At 68.9% G+C, this 13394-nt stretch carries 14 protein-coding genes; 10 read left to right on the forward strand and 4 right to left on the reverse strand.

All coding sequences use genetic code 11. The annotated features are described in order from the left end of the window. Nucleotides 1-50 precede the first annotated feature (50 nt). Nucleotides 51-719, forward strand: a complete 669-nt coding sequence (locus tag IG84_RS0118515) for a GntR family transcriptional regulator (protein ID WP_031058271.1) — start codon at nt 51-53, stop codon at nt 717-719. Between the two features lie 135 nt (nt 720-854). Here IG84_RS0118515 and IG84_RS0118520 read toward each other — a convergent pair whose 3' ends face one another. Beyond that, nucleotides 855-2306, reverse strand: a complete 1452-nt coding sequence (locus IG84_RS0118520) for a lipase family protein (RefSeq protein ID WP_031058273.1) — start codon at nt 2304-2306, stop codon at nt 855-857. 275 nt (nt 2307-2581) lie between these two features. Then, complete coding sequence (locus IG84_RS0118525; RefSeq protein ID WP_031058276.1) at nt 2582-3427, reverse strand: oxidoreductase; 846 nt, start codon at nt 3425-3427, stop codon at nt 2582-2584. A gap of 108 nt (nt 3428-3535) precedes the next feature. Here IG84_RS0118525 and IG84_RS0118530 point away from each other — a divergent pair, with 108 nt between their 5' ends. The 3 genes from IG84_RS0118530 (at nt 3536) to IG84_RS0118540 (ending at nt 7752) form a co-directional block, all read left to right on the forward strand. Continuing rightward, on the forward strand, nt 3536-4447 hold the full coding sequence (locus IG84_RS0118530) for a LysR family transcriptional regulator (RefSeq protein WP_031058280.1): 912 nt from the start codon (nt 3536-3538) through the stop codon (nt 4445-4447). A 1253-nt stretch (nt 4448-5700) separates the two neighbouring features. Further along, a complete protein-coding gene (locus IG84_RS0118535; RefSeq protein ID WP_031058283.1) occupies nt 5701-5904 on the forward strand; it encodes a cold-shock protein in 204 nt (67 codons plus the stop codon). 360 nt (nt 5905-6264) lie between these two features. Beyond that, entirely contained in the window at nt 6265-7752 is a 1488-nt protein-coding gene (locus tag IG84_RS0118540) for a DEAD/DEAH box helicase (protein ID WP_031058285.1), read from the forward strand. Between the two features lie 342 nt (nt 7753-8094). Here IG84_RS0118540 and IG84_RS41195 read toward each other — a convergent pair whose 3' ends face one another. Then, nucleotides 8095-8505 (reverse strand): hypothetical protein, encoded by a 411-nt coding sequence (locus IG84_RS41195; protein WP_157848904.1) that lies wholly within the window; start codon nt 8503-8505, stop codon nt 8095-8097. 404 nt (nt 8506-8909) lie between these two features. Here IG84_RS41195 and IG84_RS0118550 point away from each other — a divergent pair, with 404 nt between their 5' ends. The 6 genes from IG84_RS0118550 (at nt 8910) to IG84_RS40690 (ending at nt 11770) form a co-directional block, all read left to right on the forward strand. Continuing rightward, on the forward strand, nt 8910-9182 hold the full coding sequence (locus IG84_RS0118550; protein WP_051861947.1) for a hypothetical protein: 273 nt from the start codon (nt 8910-8912) through the stop codon (nt 9180-9182). Between the two features lie 5 nt (nt 9183-9187). Beyond that, a complete protein-coding gene (locus IG84_RS0118555) occupies nt 9188-9364 on the forward strand; it encodes a hypothetical protein (protein ID WP_245659400.1) in 177 nt (58 codons plus the stop codon). Continuing rightward, nucleotides 9361-9627 (forward strand): hypothetical protein, encoded by a 267-nt coding sequence (locus IG84_RS0118560; protein ID WP_157848905.1) that lies wholly within the window; start codon nt 9361-9363, stop codon nt 9625-9627. The genes IG84_RS0118555 and IG84_RS0118560 overlap by 4 nt, the downstream gene beginning before the upstream one ends. A gap of 147 nt (nt 9628-9774) precedes the next feature. Continuing rightward, entirely contained in the window at nt 9775-10464 is a 690-nt protein-coding gene (locus IG84_RS0118565; RefSeq protein WP_031058299.1) for a response regulator transcription factor, read from the forward strand. A gap of 247 nt (nt 10465-10711) precedes the next feature. After that, nucleotides 10712-10900 (forward strand): hypothetical protein, encoded by a 189-nt coding sequence (locus IG84_RS42810; RefSeq protein WP_342668447.1) that lies wholly within the window; start codon nt 10712-10714, stop codon nt 10898-10900. A gap of 267 nt (nt 10901-11167) precedes the next feature. Further along, the gene (locus tag IG84_RS40690; protein ID WP_157848906.1) at nt 11168-11770 is read left to right on the forward strand and encodes an esterase/lipase family protein; all 603 of its coding nucleotides are present in this window, start codon (nt 11168-11170) and stop codon (nt 11768-11770) included. Nucleotides 11771-11832: 62 nt separating this feature from the next. On the opposite strand, the gene IG84_RS0118580 is transcribed toward IG84_RS40690, so the two are convergent. After that, nucleotides 11833-13314 carry a S8 family serine peptidase gene (locus tag IG84_RS0118580; RefSeq protein WP_031058306.1) on the reverse strand — a complete coding sequence of 494 codons (1482 nt, stop codon included), beginning with the start codon at nt 13312-13314 and terminating at the stop codon, nt 11833-11835. Between the last annotated feature and the right edge of the window lie 80 nt (nt 13315-13394).

Raw genomic sequence — 13394 nt, forward strand, 5'->3', positions numbered from 1 at the left:
GGCCGTCAAGGGTTTGGTATACCGTAATCGGGTCTTCGTGGAGGGGACACATGAGCCGGAACACACCTCAGCCCGCCGCCTCTCTCACCGGGACGGCGTGGCTGCGCGACCAGGTCTGCGAGGACCTGCGCGACCGCATCATCACCGGACGCCTGGCACCGGGCGACCGGCTCGTCGAACGCGATCTGGCCGAGGAATTCGGTGTCTCCCGGGTGCCCGTGCGCGAGGCCATCCGCATCCTGCTCGGCGAGGGCTTCCTCACCGCCGCCTCGCCGCGCCGCATCGTCGTCAAGAGCCACGACCGCAAGGACGTGGAGAACCTGTTCGACCTGCGCGAGGCGCTGGAGGTACTGGCCGTCCGGCGAGCCGCCGAGCGCGCCGACGCCACCGGACTCGCCGCACTGGCCCGCCTGCTGGAGAACGCCCGCCGCGCCACGCTCTCCGGCAAACCGGAACGCATCTCCCGCGCCAACGCCGCTTTCCACCATCAGATCATGGAGCTCGCCGACAACGAGCTCCTCGCCACCACCGTGGAACCCCTCGAGGGCCGGCTGCGCTGGCTCTTCCAGCAGATCGACGAGCCGGGCACGCTGTGGGAGGAACACCGACGGCTCCACGAGGCCATCGCGGCACACGACGCGGAAGCCGCGGCCGCCGCCTCACTGAGCCATGTGCGGCACTACCGGCATGTGGCGATGCGGATGCTGTTCGGGGGCTAGGACGTGTCCGGGCCGCACCTCCACCCAGGCCAGGGCCGAGAGTTGCTCGGCGTCCAGGCCCGGGCCCGTGTCCGGCTTCCCGGTCAGTCGCCGACCCCGCGATCGCGAGGACCAGGCGCCGGCTTCGGCTGCCGCTTACCTCACATCGCCGAACTCGCTCAGTACGCCGGGCGGGGCCAGGCGCGAGATGTAGTGGGTCGGCATATGGTCATCGAAGGAGTAGGTGAAGGGCAGCGTACGGGTCAGGTTGAGCCGCACGGCCAAGAACGCCACCGGCGCCACCAGGGTCAGACCGGCGAGGTTCTGCACCGAGTGCGATCGCTCCGCGCCCATCCGTTCCTTCCACCCCTGCTCCTGCGGCCCCAACGGATTCAGTGCCCAGGTCGGAGCCGAGCTGATCAGCCTGCGGGCCCGCTGTGGCAGGCCGCTCATCAGGTCGTTGACCGCCGTGGCCGTCTGCCGGGGCAGTGCCGCCGCCAGCTCGCGGAGCTGTCCGGATGCCGCCGGGGCCTGGGGGCCGACCGCCAACGGCGCCGTCCCAGTGCCCCACGGTGTTCCGGCCGGGGCCGTCGGCGGGGCCTGCAGTTGCGTCAGCAGCCGGCCCAGCCGCTCGGCCATGTCGCTCGGCAGCGAGGCCAGATCCTCCAGGGCCTGTCCGACCCGGCAGAAGGCGAGATCCAGCGGACGCAGGGCCCGTTCGTATCGGAACTCGCGGCCGAAGGGCGCGTACTCCCCGACCGGCCGGGGCGGGAGATGCGGCACGACATCGCGGAAGTAGACGTACCGCAACAGCCGGTCGCGCAGGAAGTGCCGGCCCCGGACATCCACCGTGCGCTCGCAGGCCCGGGCGAAGCCCTGGTCGCCGAGCAGCGGTTGCCCGAAGGTGTAGACCGCCTCCAGCTTGTCGGCGATTTCCTCGTATTCCGGTTCGTTGACCAGAACGACGGCCATCAGCGCCGCCATGGCACCGCCCAGGCTGTGCCCGGTGATGTACAGGCGCTCCAGAGGATTGCCGCGGTCCTCACCGTCCTCGGGGAGGATGGACTGCCCTTCCACGGCCCTGCTCAGGGCGCTGATGACCGCATGCCGGGTCGCCCGCATATTGCGGTAGAAGCCGGCGTGGACCATGTGTTCGGCTCCGCCGATCTCCATGGAGAGCTTTTCCGGTGCGACATCGGCATCGGTCAGGACACTGATCATGTCCTCCGGCTGGGTGCCCCGGTAGCACAGGATCGCCACCCGGCGGTCCTCGCTCTGCACCAGATACGCCGCAGAGGCGATGAACATCGCGTCCACCCGCTGGGCGAACGCCCTGCAGCGGTTCTGCTCCAGCCCCATCCGCTCCATGATCATGGCGACGGTCGCGGCGTCCGCCTGCAGCCCGTACCCGGCATACGAGTACGCGGCGCAGGTGGCCATCACATGCGGAATGATGCCGAGAGTGTCAGGGTGCTCCTTGGCCGTGGCCAGATGCTCCGCCAGGCCGGGATAGACGGGAAAGCTCCCCCGCGCCTGCACCGCCGCGCGGCCGGGCTTGAGCGGACGGAGCTGGTCGTACGAGGGCGCCTTGGCCTTGTCCTGATACATGGTCCCCCCACACCGGATCGGGGCCACGGCCGCAGTGTTGCGACTGGACTGCGAGCACACCACCGCCCCGACCCGGCGTCAACCGCGGCAGCGGCAGCGCCGACGGCCGGTGTGTTGTCTCAAGGGAAGTGCGTTGTGGTGTGCGTGCAGAAGGTTGTGTCCGGTGGGTGGGGCTGAGAACAGTGAGTTCTGACCTCTGGGGTGATGGGATGACGGGACCGCCCGCCGGCTCAGCCGTCGGCGTACTGCGGTGCCTCCCGCGCCGCCCTGGCCCGTCACTGAGCGTCGAAGTCCGTCCCCCGGGAGACCTTCTCCCACACTGCGAGTTCGGCCCGTACCGAGTCCAGATGCCCGACGAGGGAGTCCACCGCGTCGCCGCCGAGGGCGAGTCGCAGCGGGGTGTTCTCGGCGTCCAGGGCCAGCCGGATCGCCGCAGCGGCCTTCGCCGGGTCGCCGGGCTGCGTACCGTCGCCGCCCTGCACCAGCTTCCGAGTGGTGCCGACCTTCTCCGCGTACGCCGGGTGCTCCTGGGAGAAGTAGGCCGCGCCCGTGCCGAACAGGTTGGTGCGGAACGCGCCGGGCTCCACGATGAGTACCTTGATACCGAACGGCGCCACCTCGTCGGCCAGTCCCTCCGACAACTGCTCCAGCGCCGCCTTCGTCGCGCTGTACGCGGAGAACCCGGCGAAGGACATCTGCCCGCCGAAGCTGCTGATGTTCACGATCGATCCGCTGCCCCGCTCCCGCATCTGCGGCAGCAAAGCCCTGGCCAGCCGCGCCGGGCCGAATACGTGCAGCTCGAACAGGTCACGCAGCTCCTGGTCGGTGGTCTCCTCGAACGCCCCGACCTGCGTACGCCCGGCGTTGTTCACCAGCACGTCCACCCGGCCGTAGCGGGCCTGGACATCAGCGGCCACCGCGTCGATCCGCCCGCCGTCGGTGACGTCCAGGCCGATCGCCTCCACCCGGTCGGGATGCGCGGCGACCAGGTCGGCCAGCGCCTCGGTGCGTCGGGCCGTGCCGATCACCGTGTCACCGGCGGCGACCGCGGCCTCGGCGATGGCCCGCCCGAAACCGCTGCTCGCGCCGGTGATCAGCCAGACCTTGCCGTTCTCGGTCATCTCTTCGTCTCCCTCGTCAACTGCCGTGCGGGACCTGCCCGCCGATGGCTCCCATCCTTCGCCGGGATCGGGGATCACGTCCAAGACCTGTTGTGATAGCTATGAGTTATGGATGTCCATGGACGCGACCTGCGCTACTTCGCCGCAGTCGCCGAGGAGTTGAACTTCACGCGGGCCGCCGAGCGGCTGTTCATCTCCCAGCCCGCGCTCAGCAAGCAGATACGGATGCTGGAGAAGCAGCTCGGCGCGGATCTGTTCCACCGGGACCGGCGGGCGGTGCGGTTGACCGCTGTGGGGGAAGCCCTGCTGCCGCACGCTCACGGGATGCTGGCCGCATGGGAGGCCGCCGAGGCGGCGGTGGCGGAGGCGAGCGCCGCCGAGCAGCACACCCTGGTGATCGGCATGTCCACCAGCCCCGGCCGGGGGTTGCTGCCCGCCTTGCGAACCCGGCTGGTCTCCCGGCATCCGCACGCGCGGCCCGTCCTGCGGCAGGTCAACTGGGCCGACCCCAGTGCCGGGTTGGCGGACGGATCCAGCGATGTCGCCTTCGTCTGGCTGCCGCTGCCGGACGGCGACCGCTACCGGTACGCGGTAGTGGCCCAGGAGCCGCGCCTTGTGGCACTGCCGCAGGGGCACCGCCTGGCGCGGGCCGCAGCCGACAGCGAGGGGGCGGTGGACTTCACCGATCTCCTCGACGAGCCGTTCCTCGCTCTCCCCTCCGAGGCCGGTCCGCTGCGGGACTACTGGCTGGCCCTGGACGCCCGGGACGGTCGCGCGCCGCGGATAGGCGGGGTGGTGGGCAGCGCCGAGGAGACCCACGAGGCGGTCGCCAACGGCCAGGGCGTGGCACTGCTGGCCACCGGCAACGCCTCGCTGGTCGTCCGGGACGAGGTGATCGCGGTGCCGGTCCGCGGCATCTCCCCGTCCCGTCTGGCGGTAGCCGCCCGCCGGGACGACGAGCGGCCTTTGGTGGCGGCCTACCTGGCCGCGGCGGCGAAGCTGGGAGCCGGTACCTCCTGAACGGAGTCGTCCCGCGACAGGTCGCGCGGCCGTTCCGCCGCCTGTGTTCAAGTCGGGTATGTGTTCGCGTGGCGGTGTGGGGCCGGAGTCGCTGACGGCCACGTCCAGTGTGTTGGGCCCGGCGGACAGTTGAAGTATGGGCCGCCGCCGTGGCGCAGGGCCTTGGTGACGAGTCCGGACACCAGCAGGACCTGTATCGGTCGCGCGGCTGGGTAAGGCCCCGTCCGTTCCCTCTGCTCGAACCCGGACACCTCTCCGCTGCTGGTGCAGATTTCCCACACCGACCACTGGCAGAAATGCGCGTCATGCGGGTGCAGTAAATCTGTCGTGGCGGGTGTAGACATGGGCGGTCGACGGGGTTACTGTTTTGCCTGTAGCCACGAGATCGAGTGAGCGCGGCAGAGGATGAACTGCCGCGCACGCAGGTCCGAAGATCGACGGCACGGCAGTGGAGTGAGGGAGCCGGAAGGCAGGAAGGGTTCCGTCGCTGGCTGCCGGGCCGGTGGCCCGTCAGGGGCCGCGAAGCAGTACGGCATGACCGCATGTGCCAGCAGTACGCAGCAGTAGTCCGGAATGAAGGAGGCAGACGCCATCAGGATCGCCTGGGCGAGGAAGTGTCACCGCCTGGGTACCGCAAGACCCCGGATTGGAAGGTGGTCCCCGGTCACGCATCCGCGATCCCCGCGCCTCCGGCCTCCCAGGCGGGTCCAAAAGTCGACGCCTGACGCTTCCTGCCGCACAACGCCTGTGTGAGGACCGGCATTCTGCCGGCACGACTTCACCGCCATGCGCTGCCACGCCCGCCACTACTGCCTCTTGCGCACCCTGTGCGACGGACCGGGGCCAAAGCGTCACCCTGTCGGTAGGGGCCACGAGGAGGCGTGCTCACGCGCGCGAAGGTGCCCCAGGGGCGGGGCCCCGGCTGATGGACAGCGCCTCGACAGCAGCGCCGCCGGGGAATTTCGACAGCCGCCCGGATATAAATATCTCGTTTCGCCGTTGCAGAAATATGGGTAATGCGTGGTGAGAAGTCTTGGCTCGGCGGATCCGAAGCGGTAAAGTCTCGCGCTCTCCGGAGTGGCCGTGCTACGGTTACGTCAGTTGCAGTTGTGGTTCCCCAAAACTTCGAGTGCTTCTCCCAGGATCCCTGGGGGAGCCTTGTGTATTTCGGTATTTCCGGAAGGGCGATCATTGCGGCAGCTCCGGTTCCTGCACAGTGCGGGTCCCGGGTACCGCCCCGAAGGAGATGTATTTTGGCTACTGGCACCGTGAAGTGGTTCAACGCGGAAAAGGGCTTCGGCTTCATCGAGCAGGAGGGTGGCGGCGCTGACGTGTTCGCCCACTACTCGAACATCAACGCCACCGGCTTCCGCGAGCTGCTCGAAGGCCAGAAGGTGAGCTTCGACGTCACCCAGGGCCAGAAGGGCCCGCAGGCGGAGAACATCGTTCCCGCCTGACGCTGACGCGTACAACGAGCTGGGGCACGCACCTGCGTGCGGGCCCCGGCTCGTTGCGTTATTCACGCTCGCCCGCAGTGACGGACTTCCGCCTGCGGTAGCGAGCGAGCGGTAGCATCGTCTGCCGCATCATCGAGTCGTCGGCCGGGCATAAGCCCGTCCCTTCCACGGCTCTCTCGCACCCGTTTATCGGCCACGTTCTCCACGGACGGTGGCCCGGTGCCTCTTCAGGACGACTCGGCGGCCATTTTCGGCCCCGTTTGTTTCGTCTTTTCTTCGGCTCGATCTTGCGAATCCGTACGTGGTTCAGTAGAGCTGCGGCGAATTCCTCGATACGTGTCGCATCGAGGAAGGTTCTGTATGAACCGCACTGCCCGCACCACTGCCGACTCCTCCCTCTCGCACAGCGGCGCCGTCGGCTCCGGCCGAGACGCCCGCCGCCCGCAGGGGACCGCCCGCCGGGGCGGACCTTCGCGTTCGGCCAACGCCGGGCGCCCCGGTCAGGGACGCGCCGCGGGTGCTCCGAAGGAGTTCGCACTGCCGGTCACCCGCACCGCGCCGTTGCCGGCTGTCGAGACGTTCGCCGGCCTCGACATGCCCGAGCGCCTGAAGACCGTGCTCCGCGCCCAGGGCATGAGCGCCCCGTTCCCGATCCAGGCCGCGACGCTGCCCAACGCGCTGGCCGGCCGGGACGTGCTGGGCCGCGGCCGTACGGGCTCAGGCAAGACCCTCGCCTTCGGTCTCGCCCTGCTGGCCCGCACCGCAGGGCAGCGCGCTGAGCCGCGGAGCCCGCTGGCGCTTGTCCTCGTCCCCACCCGCGAGTTGGCTCAGCAGGTAACTGCCGCGCTCACCCCCTACGCCCGCGGGCTGCGACTGCGGCTCACCACTGTGGTCGGCGGCATGTCGATCAGCCGTCAGGCACGTGACCTGCAGGGCGGTAGCGAGGTGGTGGTCGCGACGCCGGGCCGGCTCAAGGACCTCGTCGAACGCGGCGACTGCCGACTGGGCCAGGTGGCCATCACGGTCCTGGACGAAGCCGACCAGATGGCCGACATGGGCTTCATGCCCCAGGTGACCCACCTGCTCGACCAGGTCCGCCCGCAGGGGCAGCGTCTGTTGTTCTCCGCCACCCTGGACCGCAACGTCGACCTCCTGGTCCGCCGCTATCTGACCGATCCGGTGGTCCACTCCGTCGACCCCTCCGCAGGCGCGGTCACCTCCATGGAGCACCATCTGCTGCATGTACAGGGGGCTGACAAGCACGCGACGACCACTCAGATCGCCGCCCGTGACGGACGGGTGATCATGTTCTTGGACACCAAGCACGCAGTGGACCGGCTGACCAGGGACCTTCTCGCGGTCGGGGTGCGCGCCTCGGCCCTGCACGGCGGGAAGTCGCAGTCCCAACGCACGCGCACCCTGGCCGGTTTCAAGTCCGGCCACACGAACGTGCTGGTGGCCACCAACGTCGCGGCCCGCGGCATCCACGTCGACAACCTCGACCTCGTCGTCAACGTCGACCCGCCGAGTGACAGCAAGGACTACCTGCACCGCGGTGGCCGTACCGCACGCGCCGGCGAGTCCGGCACCGTCGTCACCCTCGTTCTCCCCGGCCAGCGCCGCGGCATGAACCGCCTGATGTCGGACGCGGCCATCACCGCACAGGAAACCCGGGTCTACCCCGGCGAAGCCGACCTGAGCCGCATTACCGGAGCCCAGGCACCCTCGGGCATCGCCCTGACCGCCGCGGACACCGAGCCCCCCAAGCGCACCGGCACCACACAACAGGCACGACGGGGCCGCCCTGCCCGACAGCGTCGCCGCTCCTCCTTCAACACGGCCGCATAGGCATTCGCCCTTCTCTTCGCGGCCGATGCGGGAGTGGGTCGGGCGGTGGGGAGCGGCATCGTCGGAGTTGTGGTGCCTGTCCAGCTCCGGCGAAGCTCTCGGAAGTCTTCACCGGCTCAGCCCCGTTGCGCGGGTACAACCACCCGGGGCAGGGCCATGGTGGGGGTGTCGGTATGCGTCGGTGGGTGACACCAGTAACCTGCACCTGATCAATCCCACCCACTCCTACGAAGCACACGAGACGGCCGACCCAGTCCACCGTGTCCACAGCGATGCTTGGTCGGAGTGAGCGGCCCGTGGTCCGGGGGCCTCGCCAGTCTGGAGGGGTCAACAGGCTGGATGTCAGGTGGACGGCTGCTCGCAGTGGACGAACTCCCATCGTCTCCAGCGTTTGCGGGCCGCGTCCGCGCTGATTGCGAACGATTCGCCGAGCGCCGTCCAGGGGATGCGGGCAGCGTGCTCCTCCAGGACGGCGGCGCGCGCCATGTCCGCCGTGCGCTGTTCGAGACCTGCGGCCGCCAGGGCGAAGGTGCCGGGCCACGCGTCCGCCTGTAACACCGTGTGCAGCAGCGTCTCGCGCAGCGCCTGCAGATGCTCCGGCGCTGAACTGGGCGAGACGGGCTTCGCCCGGGCACTGACCGCAACACTGGCCCGGGAGCTGCCGGGCGCGGCACCCCGGCCGGGGCCGGCGTACCGTCCTCGGCGGTTGCCGGGCTGGTGAGTGCCCGCGGGCGCGGGCGGTCGACCTGGCACGGTGCGTCGAAGGGCTGCGCAGCACACCGTTCGCTCCGCGGGGGGGGGGCCGGTCCGGAGCGATGCCACCGATCCTCGGCATGGGCAGGATGACGTCATGCCCCGGGGGATCGAGCGGATCATCGGACTCCTCCACGGAGCGGAACTGCACACGATTCCCGGCGATCAGCATGACGTCAGCGCCGACGCTGGGTTCCGCAGCGTCCTTCTCGACAGTCCTGGCACGGTACGCCCCGGCGCCACAGGCCGACACACTTCGTCGGCCCGGTCGGCGCCCGCTGCAGCAGCGGGTGCAGCGAGTGCTGCAACCCCGGGACGCACGATGAGGTCTGCAGGTACTCGCAACAGGCGACTGGACCGTCCTGCTGCCGAGTGCCCCCACCAGACGGAGGAGACCCCACATCATGACCATGACCAGCGACCTCCTGACCGCTGCCAGGGCCGAAGCGCTCTTCAGCAGCAGCGTGACAGTCGGGTCCCATCTGACGAAGGGGGAGCTCGCGGCAACCGTTGCGCAGGCGATCCGCCGTCGCGGTGGGACCCGGGGATGTGCCGTTGTGCTCGCCGGCGCCTACGGCGAGCTCCCGGAGACCGCCGTGCCCCGCATGCGCTGGGCGTTGCAGCAGGTCCGTGCGGCCTACCCGCGGGCCGGTACGGCATCGTTGGAGAAGTGGTGAGTGCCGTGGCCACGGAACAGTGCACCGAACATCGCTGGCTGCCCGCCGGCGATCCGCGGTCGTTGCCGCTGTTGGACTCCGAAGCGGCGGGCCGCAACGCGGCAGGCGAGGACGTGCAGGTCGTGTACCGCGCACGTGGCGACCGATTCATGATCGTTCCCCGGCCGAAAGCGGCGGCATGACTGAGCGTGAGACGTTTCCCACGGGTAGCGAACACGAATACCGGGCGGTGTTGCTGACCTATGAACTCCTCGTTGACGCGAGGGAGACGCTGGCCCGGCATGGCGTCCCCGTACCGCAACCGGCGGAACTGAAAGCCGCAGCAGCCCGCATCGACACCCTGGACGACGCCCTGAGCGCGATCCGCGAGCTCGGCCGAGTGGTGACGGCGGTCATCGCGGGGCAGGTACAGCCGTCGGCGGATCCGTCCGAAGTCGGCGCGTGACACTGCGGAGGAGGACTCACACCACGAAACATCGCGAACGACTGGGCACTGACCATTCTTGGGGGAGATGTGAGCCGCCCATTGTCGGAACTGACCCGTACCTCTTCATCCGTCCCACGCCACACCGACACGGCAGACACAGGCGCCATCGTCCTGCTGAGCGAACCGGTACCGCGCGCGCGGTGGCGGGTCCTCGTCGTGGAGAGCGATTCCCAGGACGCGGATGCCCTGGTCCGAAGGCTCCAGCGGCACGGCTACGAAGTTACCGGCGTCGGTACGGGCAGGGAGGCTTTGCAGGAGTACGACGATGCCGACCTGGTCCTGCTCGGCCTTGAACTGCCCGATCTGGACGGGCTGGTGATCTGCCGTCACATTCGGTCGTCCGACGATGTGCCGGTGATCGCCCTCACGTCGCGGGACACCGAGCTGGACTGTGTACTGGGCCTTCAGGCCGGCGCGGACGACTATCTGGTCAAACCCTACGGTTTCCGAGAGCTGCTGGCCCGGATGGAGGCCGTCATGCGCCGGGCGCGTCCCGAGCCGCCGCCGGCCAAGGTCGTCTGCCACGGCCCCATGCGCATCGATGCCGACGCGCGGCAGGTCACGCTGGACGGTACGGACGTCGAGCTGACGCGCAAGGAATTCGACCTCCTGTACTTCCTCGCCCGCCACCCGGACACCGTCATCTCGCGGAAGCGGCTCATGCACACGCTGTGGGGGGACTCCTGGTCCCGTCGCACCGTGGACACGCATGTGAGCAGCCTGCGCAACAAGTTGGGCGGGAGCGGCTGGATCATCACGGTACGGGGTGTGGGCTTCCGGCTGGGCAGCGACTGACGGAGCGTCCACAAACGCATTCCATGGGGGGCCAAACAATGCGGGATGTACAGCGCACCCGGAGCGAAACTGGGTAACGCGTGGGGGAGTGGTGCCGGCGCGCCGCCACCGACGCGGGTTTCGCACCCCCGGCCCTGACCCTTCGCCCTGTTCACCGGGCCGGAAGGCCAAGCATGTTGGGCGGCGGCCGAGGCGGGTGCGGGAAATCATCGACGGCGGCGCGGTCCTGGTGCGCCCTGACAACCACGTGGCCTGGCGCAGCTTCGACGCGGCCGGCTCCCGGACGGATGCACTGGCACTGGCCGTGCAGGACGTGCGGGGCCACCTGGCGCGGACCGGGCCCGCGGAGCCCGGCTGCAGTGACTCCTGCAACAAGGCTTGCAACGCACGAGGGCAAGCTGAAGCACAAGGCAGAGGCGTCATCCGTGACCTCTGACGGCGTGCGCGGGGCAACAGCAACGCGCGGTGACGGAGCGAGGAACCGAATGTCAATCCCGGGGAAAGCAGAGAAGTAATGCGACTTCCAGGTGAACTGCTGCGTGCTGCGGCATCCGCCCCTGCCGAGACTGCCGCGGCCACTGTGGCGACGGCCTTCCGGACCACCCTGAAACTCACCTCGGCGCAACGCCTCCGTTCCCGGCCTGCACCCGAGCCGGGCTCACAGGGGAGGACGTGGCCGACGGCCGGCAGCAAGACACCCATCGTGTTCGTCTCCGGTTATCTGTCCCCTTCGGGATGCTGGGGGTCGCTGTTTCGGCAACTGCACCAGAACGGTTTCCGGAACACCACGTGCCTGCAGTACAGCTCATTGCGGACGGGGATTCCGGAGATTGCCGACGTGCTCGTCGACGAGACCTCGGCAGCCATGCGGCGCAGCGGTACCGATGGGGTTCACCTCATCGGCTACAGCCTCGGCGGACTCGTGGTGCGTTATGCGGTACAGCAACTCGGCCTGGACACCGACACGGTGACCGCCACCACCATTGCGACACCGCACCGAGGGGCCCGGCTTGCGTACGCTGGACTCGGCCCCGCGGCCAGGCAGATGCGCACCTCTTCTTCGCTCCTGGACGATCTGCCGGAGATCAGCTCCAGCGGCCGCGTCCGGTGGTCCCTTGTCGGGTCGACGTCCGATCGCGTAGTACCGATCTCCAGCGCGACGGCCGGCGGGCACGCCGACGCGGTGAGCCTTTCCGCCGGCGGCCACCTCGGCATCCTCGATTCTCCGCAGTTGGCGCATACGGTCATGAGCCACCTGGGCTCTTGCGAGACCGAACGGAGGCACCCGGAGAAGCTGGCTTCCTAGGCCGGCGGGCCCTTGCGGCCGTGCCGCTCGGCGCTGAGGCCGGCGGTACGGCGAATTGCCGCTCATGCCTGGAAGGTGGCGGCTGCCAGCGCCGCTGACGCACTGACCAGGCCATAGCCGGTGGCGCAATTGTGTCCGGGGCTTGCGATCTCCCCACAGCAGTCCGGGTTGGTCGCCCCTACGGTGACGTCGCGCGCACTGCTCATCAGGGCATTGCGGACACCGCGCGGGGACAGGTTCGGGTATGCCTCACGGATGAGTGCGCAGACGCCTGCCACTTGCGGTGCGGCTGCGGACGTCCCGCTGAAGGCGGCCCACCCGTCGTTGTCGAGCGTCTCGTCGCTCTCGGGGAACTCCGCGTCCTTCTCACCCGCCAGCTCCCGGTCGATCTCGCAGCCGGGGGGAACGGGCAGCATGATGTACGCGCCTTTCGGGTGCATGCCCACCAGGCCGCACACGTCCGGGACGGCGCGGTCCGCGTAGATGCGGCTGGCGAAGCCACTCGCGTAGTTGGATGCCTGGGCGGTGCCGAACCTGTCGATGTACACCCCGCCGACGGCGATGACGTCGGGGTGCTGGGCGGGGAAGCCGAAATGACCGTTCCCCGCGGAGAACAACACGGTGATGCCGTTCGCCACCGCGAGCGATATTGACGCCGCCGTGGCCCGCTGCACGGCACTCAACGGTGGGTCCTTGACGTCGGACCCCCAGCTGTTGCTGATGATATCCGGTGGCGGATCCTGTTCCACCGCGGTGTTGAAGGCGCCGAGCATGTTCCTGAAGTTGGCCTTCACCATGGTGAAGGTGACCTCGGGCGCGAGCGCGAACACGTTCGCCGACTCACCGGTGCCGTGCCCGTTCTCGTCGGTCCCCGCTTCCTCGGCCTCCGGCCCCAGCACGGTCGTGCCGCGCACGCCTTGATCGGCGAAGTAGGGATGGTCCCCCCACCAACCGGTGTCCACCATCGTGAGGCGGACCCCGGCCCCCGTGAGCTCCTTGTGGTGCGGTTCCTCGGCATCGAGCAGCTCCACGACCTGCTCAGGAACCGTGAGGTGCCAGTACTTGGGCCTGGGTGGCAGGGCCCTGACCGGGGGCGAGTTCTGGAAGGGGTACACCGGCTCCTCGATCGCCACGCCCTCCACGAGGTTGGCCACCCGGCTCTGATCCGCATAGATCAGGCCGGGGAGAGGGGTGTCGGGGCAGTCGATGAAGGTGGCCGTCCGTTGCCCGCGCCGCGCTCCCGGTTTGATGACGTCGCGCTCCTCGGCTCCCAGTCGAGCCTGGAAGTACTCTTCGTAGAGACGGGACGGGCCGGCGATGTTGACCGTTGTCGGCGATGTGCCCAAAATTTCGAATCCGGCCTTCCGCAGTTCTGCTGCGGTATTGCGGATGTCGTCCGAGGAGGATGTGAAATCCGGTCCGTACTTCGTGGTGATGGCACGGTCCTGCAACCCGGTGTCGAAGAGGGAAGTTCCGCCACGGGAGCGCGGAGACGCATGAGCGTACAGCTTTTCGGGCAGGCTGTTCTGAGTGGTGTCCGACATCGCGACCAGCTTTCGGAGACAAGCGGAATCTCGCTGTCCCGCCGAGTGCTTCCATTTAAGGGAACCCGGCACACAATAGC

The sequence above is a fragment of the Streptomyces ochraceiscleroticus genome, assembly GCF_000720485.1.
Classification (GTDB): Bacteria; Actinomycetota; Actinomycetes; order Streptomycetales; family Streptomycetaceae; genus Streptomyces; species Streptomyces ochraceiscleroticus.

Bases quoted from the DNA above. Each gene is read 5' to 3' on its own strand.
- IG84_RS0118550 (WP_051861947.1), top strand. From the start codon at position 8,910: ATGACCATGACCAGCGACCTCCTGACCGCTGCCAGGGCCGAAGCGCTC.
- IG84_RS0118530 (WP_031058280.1), top strand. From the start codon at position 3,536: ATGGATGTCCATGGACGCGACCTGCGCTACTTCGCCGCAGTCGCCGAG.
- IG84_RS0118560 (WP_157848905.1), top strand. From the start codon at position 9,361: ATGACTGAGCGTGAGACGTTTCCCACGGGTAGCGAACACGAATACCGG.
- IG84_RS0118540 (WP_031058285.1), top strand. From the start codon at position 6,265: ATGAACCGCACTGCCCGCACCACTGCCGACTCCTCCCTCTCGCACAGC.
- IG84_RS0118515 (WP_031058271.1), top strand. From the start codon at position 51: ATGAGCCGGAACACACCTCAGCCCGCCGCCTCTCTCACCGGGACGGCG.
- IG84_RS0118525 (WP_031058276.1), bottom strand. From the start codon at position 3,427: ATGACCGAGAACGGCAAGGTCTGGCTGATCACCGGCGCGAGCAGCGGT.
- IG84_RS0118580 (WP_031058306.1), bottom strand. From the start codon at position 13,314: ATGTCGGACACCACTCAGAACAGCCTGCCCGAAAAGCTGTACGCTCAT.
- IG84_RS0118520 (WP_031058273.1), bottom strand. From the start codon at position 2,306: ATGTATCAGGACAAGGCCAAGGCGCCCTCGTACGACCAGCTCCGTCCG.